12 protein-coding genes are annotated in these 12,586 nt (G+C 54.3%); 3 read left to right on the forward strand and 9 right to left on the reverse strand.

Features of this window, described 5'->3' with window-relative positions:
• The first annotated feature begins 21 nt into the window (after positions 1-21).
• A complete protein-coding gene (locus FYZ48_RS15640; RefSeq protein WP_187782048.1) occupies positions 22-1,935 on the forward strand; it encodes a redoxin domain-containing protein in 1,914 nt (637 codons plus the stop codon).
• A gap of 23 nt (positions 1,936-1,958) precedes the next feature.
• Here FYZ48_RS15640 and FYZ48_RS15645 read toward each other — a convergent pair whose 3' ends face one another.
• Positions 1,959-2,702: a HisA/HisF-related TIM barrel protein gene (locus FYZ48_RS15645; protein ID WP_149341938.1), complete on the reverse strand. Its 744-nt coding sequence runs from the start codon at positions 2,700-2,702 to the stop codon at positions 1,959-1,961.
• A 170-nt stretch (positions 2,703-2,872) separates the two neighbouring features.
• Here FYZ48_RS15645 and FYZ48_RS15650 point away from each other — a divergent pair, with 170 nt between their 5' ends.
• Together FYZ48_RS15650 and FYZ48_RS15655 are read left to right on the forward strand one after the other, a co-directional pair.
• On the forward strand, positions 2,873-3,352 hold the full coding sequence (locus FYZ48_RS15650; protein ID WP_149341940.1) for a GNAT family N-acetyltransferase: 480 nt from the start codon (positions 2,873-2,875) through the stop codon (positions 3,350-3,352).
• A 41-nt stretch (positions 3,353-3,393) separates the two neighbouring features.
• Positions 3,394-4,314, forward strand: coding sequence for a carbohydrate kinase family protein (locus FYZ48_RS15655; protein ID WP_149341942.1), 921 nt, complete (start codon positions 3,394-3,396; stop codon positions 4,312-4,314).
• Here the strand turns inward: FYZ48_RS15655 and FYZ48_RS15660 are convergent.
• From FYZ48_RS15660 to FYZ48_RS15695, 8 genes are all read right to left on the reverse strand, one after another.
• Positions 4,283-5,155 (reverse strand): fumarylacetoacetate hydrolase family protein, encoded by an 873-nt coding sequence (locus tag FYZ48_RS15660; RefSeq protein ID WP_149341943.1) that lies wholly within the window; start codon positions 5,153-5,155, stop codon positions 4,283-4,285. The genes FYZ48_RS15655 and FYZ48_RS15660 overlap by 32 nt on opposite strands.
• A 2-nt stretch (positions 5,156-5,157) precedes the next feature.
• A complete protein-coding gene (locus tag FYZ48_RS15665) occupies positions 5,158-6,183 on the reverse strand; it encodes an RluA family pseudouridine synthase (protein ID WP_149341944.1) in 1,026 nt (341 codons plus the stop codon).
• Positions 6,183-7,127 (reverse strand): hypothetical protein, encoded by a 945-nt coding sequence (locus FYZ48_RS15670; protein WP_149341945.1) that lies wholly within the window; start codon positions 7,125-7,127, stop codon positions 6,183-6,185. Before FYZ48_RS15670 ends, FYZ48_RS15665 begins: the two co-directional genes overlap by 1 nt.
• 291 nt (positions 7,128-7,418) lie before the next feature.
• On the reverse strand, positions 7,419-8,081 hold the full coding sequence (locus FYZ48_RS15675) for a hypothetical protein (RefSeq protein ID WP_149341946.1): 663 nt from the start codon (positions 8,079-8,081) through the stop codon (positions 7,419-7,421).
• A 118-nt stretch (positions 8,082-8,199) separates the two neighbouring features.
• Positions 8,200-9,246 carry a DUF1559 family PulG-like putative transporter gene (locus FYZ48_RS15680; RefSeq protein ID WP_149341947.1) on the reverse strand — a complete coding sequence of 349 codons (1,047 nt, stop codon included), beginning with the start codon at positions 9,244-9,246 and terminating at the stop codon, positions 8,200-8,202.
• A gap of 26 nt (positions 9,247-9,272) precedes the next feature.
• Positions 9,273-10,307, reverse strand: coding sequence for a DUF1559 family PulG-like putative transporter (locus FYZ48_RS15685; RefSeq protein WP_149341948.1), 1,035 nt, complete (start codon positions 10,305-10,307; stop codon positions 9,273-9,275).
• A 36-nt stretch (positions 10,308-10,343) separates the two neighbouring features.
• On the reverse strand, positions 10,344-11,396 hold the full coding sequence (locus FYZ48_RS15690; protein WP_187782049.1) for a DUF1559 family PulG-like putative transporter: 1,053 nt from the start codon (positions 11,394-11,396) through the stop codon (positions 10,344-10,346).
• A 109-nt stretch (positions 11,397-11,505) separates the two neighbouring features.
• Positions 11,506-12,570, reverse strand: a complete 1,065-nt coding sequence (locus tag FYZ48_RS15695) for a DUF1559 family PulG-like putative transporter (protein ID WP_149341952.1) — start codon at positions 12,568-12,570, stop codon at positions 11,506-11,508.
• Between the last annotated feature and the right edge of the window lie 16 nt (positions 12,571-12,586).

Here is a 12,586-nt window from a genome sequence, read left to right on the forward strand (position 1 = left end):
ACGGAATCGGAGCCCCGTGCTATGTCTATTGGTCGCATAATCTTCTTCACTGGTTTTGCCCTCCTGGTTACATTCTCCCGTTCGCTACCCGCGGCGGATGCCCCCTCTGTTGAACTGGCACTCACCTTTAAGCCAATTCAGCAGGACATCGAAATCGAAACTCCCGAAAAATCGGAATACGGTCGCTGCAAGGTCGAAGTCGAACAGAGCAAGAAGAGCTCTGGCTGGATTGTTTACGGACCGAATGGTCAGGTCCTGCGTCGCTTCGTCGATACCAACGGAGACAACGTGGTCGATCAATGGCGGTATTATAACCGCGGCCTGGAAGTCTACCGGGACATTGATGCGAACTTTAACAACAAGGTCGACGCGTCGCGCTGGATGAATCTGGCCGGGACCCGCTGGGGCCTCGATAAAAATGAAGACGGAATCATTGATGAATGGAAAATGATTTCGCCCGAAGAAGTCACCCGGGTTGCCATCAGCGCACTGGCAAAAAATAACACAAAGGTGTTCGAATCGCTGCTGATCACCGATGACGAGCTGTCCGCGTCCGGGATTAAGAATCCCTTCGCTGAAAAGATTCGTGAATCAACCAAAGCAGCTTCCGCGAAGATTCCCGAACTGCTCTCGAAATCAAAAATGCTTTCATCCGATACGGTCTGGGTTCGCTTCGATGGTGCGATGCCCGGATTAATTCCCGCCGACGATGTAAAAACCGATAAAGACCTGCAGGTCTTTGAAAACGTAATGGCCATTGTCGATACCAAAGGCAAAAGTGGACTGGTGCAGTTCGGTGAACTGATCCGGGTTGGCGACGCCTGGCGTCTGACCCAGGCACCGCTGCCCATCGAAGGTGAATCGATTCAGGTCACCGAAGGGGGCACGCTGATGCAGCCGGTCGCCGGTGCCAGCACACTGCCCACCAACTCAACGGTTGGCCTCTCGAAAGAAATGCAGGGGCTGCTGGATGAATTACAGAAACTGGATCAGAACGGCCCCTCACCCGAGCAGGGTCCGCAAGCCGTCGCCCGCTACAATGCAGATCGGGTGGCGATCATCGAAAAACTGATTGCCGCTTCCAAGAACGAAGACGAACGTTCCCAGTGGACGCGACAGATGGTTGACGGTCTGGCCGCCGCCGTTCAGACGGTAGGCTACAAAGACGGACTGGTACAACTGAAACGGATTCGCGACGAAGTCCAGAAGTCCTCACAGGATCAGGACCTGGTGGCTTACGTCACATACCGGACCCTGCTCGCTGATTACAGCACCCAGTTACAGAACACACAGAGCGATAAACTCCGCGATGTGCAGACCTGGTGGCTGACACAGCTCGAAGACTTCATTAAAAAATATCCGAATTCCGATGACTCTGCAGAAGCGATGCTGCAGCTGGCAGTCACCCAGGAATTCAGTGGTAAAGTTGCTGAGTCCAAGAAATGGTACACGAAACTGGTCGAGTCTCACGCCAGTTCGGAAGCAGGCACCCGTGGTGCAGGCGCTCTGCGACGCATGAACCTGGCTGGCCAGGAACTGGAGCTGTCAGGCAAAGGTCTGGCCGGAGGCGGCATCGATGCCAAACAGTATCGCGGTAAAGTGCTGCTGGTCATCTTCTGGTCCAGCTGGTGTAAACCCTGCACGGAAGACCTGCCTCAGATTCAGGACCTCTACAACAAGTACCATAGCCAGGGCTTTGACGTACTGGGGATTAACCTCGATGCCACCCCGGAACTGGCTGAAGCCTACATCAAACAGCACAAAGTGGCCTGGGCTCACATCCATGAAGAGGGTGGCCTGGAAAGCGCCCCTGCCCGGGACTTTGGTGTAATCTCCCTGCCGACCATGTTCCTCGTGGACAAGTCTGGTAAGGTCGTCAACCGCAGTGCCACCGTGGCTGATGTCAAGAAAGCCCTGCCCGATCTGCTGAAGTAGGCCGGGCACCGAAAGACGCTGACTCACGACAGGGAGAGCACCACGTCTCTCCCCAGTCGTCCGTCATGCAAGGCAGAGGCGACAAGCACCCCCTCTGCCCCAAGTTCCGCCTGAGCCTGGAGCTCCGCAGCATTGCGAATCCCCCCTCCGGTGATCAGCGTAAGCTCGGGATATCGTGCGTGTAACGTCTGACACAACTCTTCGGTGCCGGTCCCCTGACCGGTGCCGACCTGTGCCAGATCGAGCAGAATCATCTGCGAAACGCCCTGTTCCCGCGCCAGCTCTGCCACATCGAGAGGATTCGTAAGCTCCGCAAACGGGTTCCCAGCAACAGCACTGACTACAGGCTGCCCCTGTTTCAGGTCGAGACTGAAGAACGTTCTCTGACTCCCCCACTGATCGACGAGCGCCGCCAGTTCTTCAGGTCCTGCCAGCGTCTCCAGGCCAGCCACGATGTTGATGCCCGGATATTCCTGTAAGTCCTCACAGTCCGCTATGATGCGCAGACCGCAATCGAGCAGGAATGTAAAACCTTCGGCAAGCAGGCCCTGGTACAACTCAAGATTCTGCCGCTGGTGGATGATGGCATCGAGGTCGGCCACATAGAATTCACTGAGACCAAATTCAGCGCGCATCGCCCGGGCCAGATCGAGTGGATCACTGGAGTCAGTCAGATTGCTCTGGAGGGGTTGATACCGATCACGTTCTCCCGCCACCCCCCGCACCACGGTTTGATTCAGAATGTCCAGTACCGGAATGATTTTCATCGTGTCTCTTACTTCAGGAATTCGTGTTTCAATGCGACTGGAAAGACTTAGTTTAACAGTTCCCCAACAGTCTGGCTCCCCCGGGACAGCGGATCTGATTACAATAACAGCTTGAATATGAACCGGGGGAGACAACGTGCTCCCCTCTCGCTACCAGATGAAAAGAGCCACTGATGCAGATTATCGAAGCCGACTTAAGTGAACCCCGTAACGCCGCGGCGGTGGTGACTCTGCTCAACAGCTACGCCTGTTCGCCGGAAGGGGGCGGCAAACCGTTGACACAAACGGTCCAGGAGAATCTGGCTCCGCGTCTGCATGAGCGTAACGATGCAGTGGTCGTTCTCGCGTATGAGGAAGAGACCCCCGTCGGACTGATTATCTGCATCGAAGGTTTTTCCTCGTTCGCCTGTCAGCCTCTACTGAATATCCACGATGTGTTCGTTGCTCCGGAGTTTCGCGGCACCGGTCTGGCTGGTCAGCTGTTTGAATTCGTCGAACAGATCGCCCGGGCACGAGGCTGCTGCAAACTTACGCTGGAAGTGCTGGAAGGAAATCAGCGTGCCCAGGCGGCTTACCGTAAATTCGGTTTCAACGGCTACGAACTAGATCCTCAAATGGGACATGCGCTGTTCTGGGAAAAGAAGCTCTAAGCAAGTCGAACCTATCATTCATAAGTTAGAATCACAGTCAGATGAAATATGATGTCGTCGGCCTGGGAACCGTTGTGGTGGACCACCTGGTCCTGCTGGCACAACACCCGCCCCAGGATGCGAAAACCAACATTATCAGCGACGCCTACCAGGTAGGCGGACCGGTGCCGACGGCGCAGGTAGTGCTCAGTCGCCTGGGAAAACAGTGCGCCTTTCTCGGCAGCTGGGGCGACGATCAATATGGTCCCCTGATTGCGCAGGACCTCGCAGCGGAGCAGCTGAACCTCGATGCCAGTCGTCTGCTCCCCGGGACCCGTTCGGGATATGCCCAGGTCTGGATCGACGAACAGGCGAGCACGCGTACCATCGCCTGCTATCGTCCCGAGCACTGGCTGCAACCGGAAGATCTGGATCGACATATCATTCAGCAGGCCCGCTTCCTGCACCTGGATGGCTGGCCGCAGGAAACCTGTCGGCAAGCAGCGCAGATCGCCCGGGAAGCCGGCGTGACCGTCTGTCTCGATGCCGGTTCTCTCAAGCCGGGGATGGAGACACTGATCCCTTACCTGAATGTCATGAACTGCCCCCGCCGGTTTCTCAGCGAATATCTACAGACAGACGATGTGCTGGCAGGCGGAAAAGCCTTACTGGACCAGGGACCGGAGCTGGTCACCGTGACCGATGGTGTGCGCGGCGCGTGGTTATTCAGTCAGGAAGGCTGTCTGCACTGCGCGGCACTCCCCGTGCTTTCTCTGGATACCACAGGGGCCGGCGATGTCTTCAGCGGTGCCCTGCTCTATGGTCTGCTTGAGGACTGGCCGCGCGAGCGGGTGCTGAAGTTCGCCTGTGTCACCGCAGCGTTGAAATGCGAACGCCTGGGCAATCGGGATGCACTGCCGTCCCTCGCGGAAATCGAAGCCGTCCTGCAGACTAAGGAGCTGAATCTTTCACAACTGGATTGATCAGCGTCCCGATACCGGTGATCTCGATGGATACGATGTCCCGATCTTCGAGAGTGAATTCGTCCGGCGGAACGATGCCGGTTCCGGTAAGCAGAATCGCACCGCTGGGGAAATCATTCTCTTTCACGAGCCAACTGATGAGATCTTCCAGTCCGCGGGCCATTTCTGCGACGGACGTATCGCCGCGGAAGACTTCTTCGCCATCCCGTTCGATGGTCAGAATGATCCTGGTGGCTTCACGATCCAGAGGGCCCTCGTGCAGCAGGACACAGGGTCCCAGGCCGCAACACTGTTTGTAAAATTTCGCCTGTGGCAGATAAAGCGGGTTTTCGCCTTCGATGTCACGGGCGGACATGTCGTTGCCCACCGTGTAACCCACCAGTTTCTGATCGGGAGAGACGATCAGAGCCAGCTCGGGTTCGGGAACAGACCACTGACTGTCAAAGCGGACACGGACCGGCTGATTCGGACCACAGACCCGGTTGGGAGTTGCTTTGAAAAAGAGCTCGGGACGATCTGCGGTGTAGACCTGGTCGTAATGCGAAGCGGCTGTTTCGGATTCTTCCATCCGCGCCACCTGACTGCGTTTGTAAGTCACACCGGCGGCCCAGACTTCCTGGTAATCAACGGGGGCGAGGAACTCCAGCTGATTGAAGGGGACGGGCGGCAGCTCTTTGTCGATCAGGAATTTGGCCAGTCCTGCCGGATCGGCGGAATGCAGGATGTCCGACAGACGGTGGATGTTGTCGACCTGTGACAGATCCAGCAGCTGCACTCCGTTTGCTTCCACGATGGCGACATGACGTTCCCCGTTTGACAATAGCACTTTCGCGAGCTTCATCTTCAATTTTCCTTCTGATACTGGTCCAGGGCGGCTAAGGTCTGTTGCATATCTTCTGGTAATGGTGCCTCAAACTGCATCGGTTTTCCACTGTGAGGATGACTAAATTCCAATCGATGGGCATGCAGGGCCTGTCGATCAATCAGAATGTCGCTTTCCAGATCCGCGGCGTCCGCCTCGGCCTGCACGCTCAGATCCTTCATTTTCAGAGTGATCCGGCCGCCATACACGCGATCCGCCACAATGGAATGGCCGATATGTTGCATATGTACCCGCAGTTGATGGGTGCGCCCGGTTCGAGGTTTGAGTCGCACGTAACTAAACGCCTTGTATCGCTGAATCACTTCGTAATAAGTGAATGCGTCGCGGGCATTGCCCCCTTCATCACAGACGATCATTTTCTCCCGATGACGGGGATGCACACACATGAACGTCTCGATGTAATCGGTGTCGAATTCCATGCGTCCCCAGACAATCGCCCGGTATTCCTTCTGAACTTCCCGCTTTTCAAACTGGGCGCTCAGACGGGCGTGAACCTGATTATCCTTGGCAACAACCAGCAGACCGCTGGTATTCCGGTCGAGACGATGGACGATTCCGGGACGAAACTGGCCGGCGACATCGCTGAGCTGATCGAAGTGATGCTGCAGGGCTCCGGCCAGCGTTCCCGCATAGTTGCCTTTGCCGGGATGGACGATCATATCCGAAGGCTTATTGATGACGGCGATAAAGTCGTCTTCGTAAATAATGTCCAGCGGAATGTCTTCCGGGGGAAGCTGATTATCGGGCAGTTCAGGCAGGCGAACCGAAACCCGGTCATTGACCCGCATGCGGCGGGCAGCTTTGACGGGCAAGCCGTTGACCAGCACCGCTTCCTGCTTGATCGCTTTCTGGAATAAGACGCGGGTGTAATTCGGATACAGGCGACAGAGATAATGATCTATCCGCCAGCCATGAGCGCGTGCCTCGACAGTAATTTCGATCGGCTCAGTCGAGAGTTCCGGCGGTGACGAAAGTTCGTCAGACATTATGGTTTCTTTTCGGGCGCTGGTTCCGGCTTCGGTGCCTCGGTCTTGGGTTGTTCAGCGGGAGCCTTCCCTGCTTCTGGAGCCGGCTTACCTTCCGTCTTGGGTGCTTCGGTTTTTTCGGGAGCAGCCGGAGTACCCTCACTGGCTTTTCCTTCTTCCGAAGTCAGAGGCTCAGGCAGACCGGGCAGGCTCGGCAGAGCCGGGAGCTCCGGCAGACCGGGAGTGCCTGCACCACCTGCGGGTGCAGTTCCCTGAGGGGCCATACCAGGCATGGGCATGTTGAAACCAGGACGCTGACGATCGCCGGGCTTGGGATTTTGCTCGTGGAACCATTTGTAGAACTCTTTGGTCCCTTCCTCATCCAGAGCAGCGACTTTTTCCCCTTCAACCGGTTTCACCCGCTGTTCTGCCAGCTGGCGGAAAATAGACTCGGGGAATTCGTTAATCAGCTTCTGATAAAGCTCGGTGGCGGTTTTCAGATCACCATTGGAGGTTGTTTCTTCAACGCGTGCCATCCCGAACAGAGCCCGTTCGCGAATTTCCGGAGGTGTTGAGGAAGAATCCAGCAGTTTCTGGAACTGTTCTTTGGCGTCCTTCAGTTCACGATCACCGGCACTGCGATCGGTGAAAGAGCTGCGAATACCAGACTGCAGATGACTTTCAGCAGCGTGAATCAGTGCCCAGTTCGCTACGGGTGTGCCTGCGTAGTCTTCAGCAACGTTTTCGAAGTCTTCAGTAGAGCCTGCAGCCGCCAGGCGGGTCCAGGCTTCGGACTGTGCAGAGGTTTTCTGAGAATTCCAGATGATCAGCACGATCAGCAGCACGATTAATGCCCCGATTCCCCCGAGGATTTTCGCGCCATATTTTTCCACAAAGGGCTCTGCCTGAACCATCAGTTTGCCCAGGTCATTGGTTTGCAGATCGTGTCGATGTTCGCTCTTCATCAGAGTCTCTCACAGTGAATATTAAACAGACCTAAACTCATGCTCTCCCAACGAGATAACTGAGTCCATCGCGCGAGTATATTGCCCCTGAAATTACGCGTCAAGCTGATCCCCCGGCTGAGAACGATTTCAGTGTAAAGAATTCCAGATTTTCGATTCCAGGGGGCGATTTTCAGTCCAGATCAGGGGAAACGGGCACTGATCAGACATTCCCACACTGGAGAAACCACATCTGCCGAGATTCAGGACATGACCGAGCGTTTCCGGGCTGACTGTACCCCTCTAACTTAATCACGCTGCAGGCACGAAGGCCTTTTTCAGACTGCCGAGAAAACAGGGATAGGTAAAAAATCCGGGCAGCATGACCGCATAGATCGTGATGGACGCGATTTCCATGAGTTCGAGATACGCCACCACTTCCATCCCCCAGGATCCGAGCAGAAACAGTGCCGTGGTCAGTACCAGAATGGTCACTTTGCCTGTCTGATCGGCACGATCCACGTAGAGTAATAAGCGTCGCTGGAATAAAGCGAAGAGGATCAGACCGGTATAACCGACTAGCTTCAGTAACAGGGCGACCGGCATGGGCAGCAGACTGGGGTCGGAATACATGAAGCCGGAAAAAATAATATTGGCACAGACGCCGGCGATGACGCCCCACAACAGATTGCGACAGTCCGCTTCCGCAGGCACGGCCCGGCAATAGATGGCTCCCGCGAGCATTAAAAGATTGCCCGTCATGCTTAAGATCGGCAGGAGCGTCATCATGACAGAGAGTAGATCAGTAGTGAAGCGGAAGTAGAGTACCCCCAGCAGGGCAAAGAAGACCAGCACGATACCATACAGAAACAGATTCAAGCCTCGCCTGGTCTGCTGCAGTGAACGCGAATCTTCGCGCAGCCATTGATGGCCTGAAATCCGTTTCGGATCTGGCGTTGCCCCTGATTCGCGCATGGTAATCTCAAATATTTGAAGTGATACAAAACACAGATACTAGCACATCTAGCAGAACATCTCGGTAAACCTGCTGCAAGCGTCAATGGCTCGCATTTCTAGCAGCGGAGGAATTAACCTAAGGCATCTGTTTCTGGAGCGTCTTGAGCAACTTGAGATTCTCCTGCATCTGCTGCGCACTGGCCGCCTGCTTCAGCATTGATCCTGACAGAACCAGAGAAAGGTCGGTGGACTTGTCGATTCTCTGTATCAGCAGGGTATCTGGAAAGCTCCTTTCCTTTTCCATCACTTCCTCCCATTCACTGTCTGACAGATTCTCAACTGCAAACAGGTCGATCAGCAGTGGTTCCCCGGCTTCCTTGAGAACTTCAGCGTAAAAACGATGTTCGTTCTCTGGTTGACTCTCCAGCGGAACATGTTCCCAATTATAGACTCCCGTCTCAAAGCGTTTATCGGGGACTGCCATTTGCTCCGACGCTGGCACGGGTGGAGCTGCAGCCAACTGCTTGAGAATTTCCGGCGAAGTCTCTTCAGAAAAGAACAGGACTTTGCCATCGGCAAAGAGCAGATGACCGCCTTCCCAGTTCGGGCAGCCGAAACTTCCCGGTCCTGCACACAGTTGAGTTCCCAGGGGACGCCAGTTAAACGGATAAGCCCATGGTTGAAATTCACCAGCCACATCTCCAATCACCCAGGTATGCGTGGTACCCCGCTCCATCTGATCGAAAGTGACACTGCTGTTACGGTAGTAGAGATGCGGATTTCCCAGGTAATGCGTCAGACCAAAGCCTGTACCTGTATAGTTCAATCTGACTTCTGGATTCAGATAGGTAGTTCGGACGGTTTCGATCACAGTTCGATTGGCTGCACTCAACCAGGGCTCGTCCAGACTAAGCTGAGAATAATCCGGACTCGCATCCAGATAGGGAAGATACATCGTCATCCAGCCCTGCGTGGCGGTGCCATCCTCGCGAATCACTCCACCGGAAGGAAAACAGCGATGCGCGTCTGCATAGTTATGTGCCGCCAGTCCGATCTGTTTCAGGTCGTTCTTCGCAGTCGCTCTGCGTGCCGCTTCGCGTGCCTGCTGTACCGCTGGAATCAGCAAACCGAACACGAGGACAATCAGGAGCAGAACGACGCTTATTGAAATCCAGCGCTGCATCACTTCCTCTCCTTTCTTGCCAGGTTCTATTCCGGTAGTCGTTCCTGCAGGTTCTTCAAAAGCTCTGTATTGTGTTGTAACTGTTCGGGGGAGGCAGACTTCGGCAGTGATGTGGCTTGAAGCGCCTCAGCGATGTCGGTGTTCTTATCAACCACAAAGAGAAAGTCGGGGCCGCGGAGCTTTGGTAAATCCGGCACCTGTTCCAGGTTGATCTTTGAATAGACTTCTATCCTGAGTGGCTGATCGGTTTGCCCACTCAGTACGTGCACGTAGTACAGCTGTTCCGCCTGGGGATCTGACTGTAAGGACTGATTGTTCCAGGAGAAGTCGCCCGTCTCGAAAGTTCTGTCCGGGACTTGTGTCTGTTCGGCAGTGGGCACAGGTGGAGCAGCGGCGAATTTCTTGAGAATCACATCTGAGGTGTTTTCTGAAAAGAACGTGACACTCCCATCGGCAAATAACAGATGTCCGCCCTGCCAGGGGGGATGGCCGAAGCTATTCGGTCCGTCACAGAGTTTCGTTCCCAGCGGTCGCCAGTTGAAAGGATACCCCCAGGGCTGGAAGTTGCCGGCCGCTTCTCCCGCCAGCCAGGTATGCGAGGTGCCATTCGACATTTGCTCGATGCTGACATTGCTGTTGCGATTCAGCAGATTGGGGTTTCCCAGGTAGTTGGTCAAACCATAACCCTGACTCGTGAACCGCGAAAAGTTTCCGGGGATGATGAAGACAGGGCGGGATTTCTCATAAATGGCTCTATTCCCATTCTGGTCCCAGGGTTCTGAAAAGTTGATTCCCGAATAATCATCACTCTGATCAAGATAAGGCAGAATCATTGAAAACCAGCCGTGCATGGCGACATCGTCTTCGCGAATGACACCACCGGGAGGCAGGCACTTGTGTGAGTCATGATAATTCGCGACGGCCAGCCCCAGTTGTTTCAGGTTATTTTTCGAAGTCGATCGACGCGCTGCTTCTCTGGATTGCTCCACCGCGGGCATCGTCAGGCCAATGACCAGCACGATTAATAGCAAAACAACGATTACCGAAATCCAACGCTGCATCTTCAGACTCCTCAACTCACTTTACGTTAATAGTATTTATTGTGCATCAGTTTGTGGCAGTTGTTGTTGAATGGATTTTAACAGTTTCATGTTCGCTGCCCACTGCTTGGGAATGGTTTCTTCCTTGAGAGACGTTGCCTGGAGCACATCAGTAATATCGGTAGAGTCATCGATTCGTAACAAAAAATGCAGTATGTCCCCCTGATATTTATAGGTTGCACGTACTTCCGGCGAGATATTTGCCGCAGTATAGACATTGATCAATAACGGCGCCCCCCATTTCTTCCGCAGCACTTTCACTACATAAATGTTTTCTGCCCGGGGATCAGACTGCAGATCAATGCGTTCCCAGAGAAAATCGCCGTATTCAAACTTGCGATCGGGGACCGCGGTCTGTGCGCGGGTCGCGACGGGAGGGGCTTCGGCGAACGCTTGCAAAATTTCGGGCGAGGTCTGATCGGTGAAAAACGTCACGCTGCCATCGGCACGCAAAAGGTGCCCTCCGCTCCAGGGTGGATGGCCGAAAGAGTTCGGTCCGTCGCAGAGTTTTGTTCCCAGCGGGCGCCAGTTGAAGGGATAGCCCCACGGCTGATAATTCCCGGCTACTTCGCCAGCCAGCCAGTGATGCGCGGCCCCATCTTCCAGTTGTTCGAGAGACACAGAACTGTTCCGGTACAGCAGATTCGGATTTCCCTGATAATGAGTCAAGGCGAAACCGGTGGTGGAGTAGTTGGCATCAGCTCCGGGAACCTGATAGCAGCCCATCGGCCACTCATAAACCGGAATGTTTTCAGAACTATCCCAAGGATTATTAAAATCGACACAGTCATATAAATGACTGGCTTCCATGAATAGATAATTTTGAATCATCCAACCGTGCATCGCAGTACCATCTTCGCGAATCGTCCCTCCAGGAGGGAGGTAACTCCAAGTATCATTGTAATTATAGAACGCGATGGCGACCTGCTTCAGATTATTCTTCGACGTCGACTGGCGAGCCGCTTCTCTGGATTGTTGCACACCTGGAACCAGTAGAGCGATTAACAGGAGATTAATCCCGATCACAACACCCCATTCCATTCGGCTCATCAAGATCATCTTCAGGCCCTCCCGCGATGTGAATTCAGAATTGAGAGGCTGTGCCGGGAGACGCAGCAATCCCTATCATAAGGCGACTCACATCTCAGAAACAATATCTTTATTGTGATGCCTCATCGCGGGGCAACTGCTGCTGAAGCTTCTGAAGCGTTTTAACATCCGCCTTAAACTGTGCGGGAGTGGTTTCTTCCCCGAGAGTCGTGGCTTTGAGCGTGGAGGCGATGTCGGTCTGCGGGCCAATGTGTGCCAGGAACAGAAATACAGACCCCTTTCCCTTATACTCGGGTTCGTCTCCCGGCCTCACGATGTATTTAGAGCAGACACTCATTTTCAATGGCAGGCCAGCAGGGCTTCGCAAGACTTTGGCGATATATTGATTTTCCCCCTGTGGATCGGACTGCAGGTCGATTTGCTCCCATTCATACTCGCCGATAATAAAGGTGCGTTCAGGAACCGCGGTCTGTGCATGGGTGGCGATCGGTGGTGCGTCTGCGAGTGCCTGCAAAATTTCAGGAGCAGTCTCCGTAGAAAAATATTGCACGCTGCCATCCACCAGCAGGAGATGTGTGCCGTCCCAGGAAAGCTGGCCGAAAGTGTCCGGTCCTTCACAGAGTTTTGTTCCCAGCGGACGCCAGTTGAACGGGTAGCCCCAGGGCTGAAAGTTTCCGGCGGCTTCCCCTGCAAGCCAGTTATGTGAACTGCCTGTGTCGATTTCTCTTTGTGTCACGGAACGGTTTCGCGACAGTAGATTTGGATTCCCCATATAACAGGTAAGCTCATATCCGCCGCTGGTCAGCCCCATGTCTCTGCCAGGAATCTGATAAACAGGGTATTTGACCTCAAAGACCCGGTTATTCTCCGGACGGTCCCAAGGGTAATTAAAATTGAGCATGTTATAATAGGGACTTGCATCGAGGAACGGCATAATAAACGTCATCCAGCCATGCATGGCGGTTCCGTCTTCGCGAATCACACCGCCGGGAGGAAAGCAACCATGAGTGTCATGGTAATTGTGCAGTGCCAGCCCGATCTGCTTGAGGTTGTTTTTCGCTGACGACATGCGGGCTGCCGTGCGGGAACGATGTATGGCTGGGATAAGCAGTGCGATGAGCAGCAGGAAGATCCCCATCATCACTGCCAGATCTCTCCAGAGCTGTCTGGACATCGCCGACTCCTTCCAT

Source organism: Gimesia chilikensis, assembly GCF_008329715.1.
In the GTDB taxonomy this organism is placed as follows: domain Bacteria; phylum Planctomycetota; class Planctomycetia; order Planctomycetales; family Planctomycetaceae; genus Gimesia; species Gimesia chilikensis.

Coding starts and splice junctions, on each gene's coding strand:
- FYZ48_RS15640 (WP_187782048.1), top strand. CDS start 22: ATGTCTATTGGTCGCATAATCTTCTTCACTGGTTTTGCCCTCCTGGTT.
- FYZ48_RS15645 (WP_149341938.1), bottom strand. CDS start 2,702: ATGAAAATCATTCCGGTACTGGACATTCTGAATCAAACCGTGGTGCGG.
- FYZ48_RS15655 (WP_149341942.1), top strand. CDS start 3,394: ATGAAATATGATGTCGTCGGCCTGGGAACCGTTGTGGTGGACCACCTG.
- FYZ48_RS15660 (WP_149341943.1), bottom strand. CDS start 5,155: ATGAAGCTCGCGAAAGTGCTATTGTCAAACGGGGAACGTCATGTCGCC.
- FYZ48_RS15665 (WP_149341944.1), bottom strand. CDS start 6,183: ATGTCTGACGAACTTTCGTCACCGCCGGAACTCTCGACTGAGCCGATC.
- FYZ48_RS15670 (WP_149341945.1), bottom strand. CDS start 7,127: ATGAAGAGCGAACATCGACACGATCTGCAAACCAATGACCTGGGCAAA.
- FYZ48_RS15675 (WP_149341946.1), bottom strand. CDS start 8,081: ATGCGCGAATCAGGGGCAACGCCAGATCCGAAACGGATTTCAGGCCAT.
- FYZ48_RS15680 (WP_149341947.1), bottom strand. CDS start 9,246: ATGCAGCGCTGGATTTCAATAAGCGTCGTTCTGCTCCTGATTGTCCTC.
- FYZ48_RS15685 (WP_149341948.1), bottom strand. CDS start 10,307: ATGCAGCGTTGGATTTCGGTAATCGTTGTTTTGCTATTAATCGTGCTG.
- FYZ48_RS15690 (WP_187782049.1), bottom strand. CDS start 11,396: ATGAGCCGAATGGAATGGGGTGTTGTGATCGGGATTAATCTCCTGTTA.
- FYZ48_RS15695 (WP_149341952.1), bottom strand. CDS start 12,570: ATGTCCAGACAGCTCTGGAGAGATCTGGCAGTGATGATGGGGATCTTC.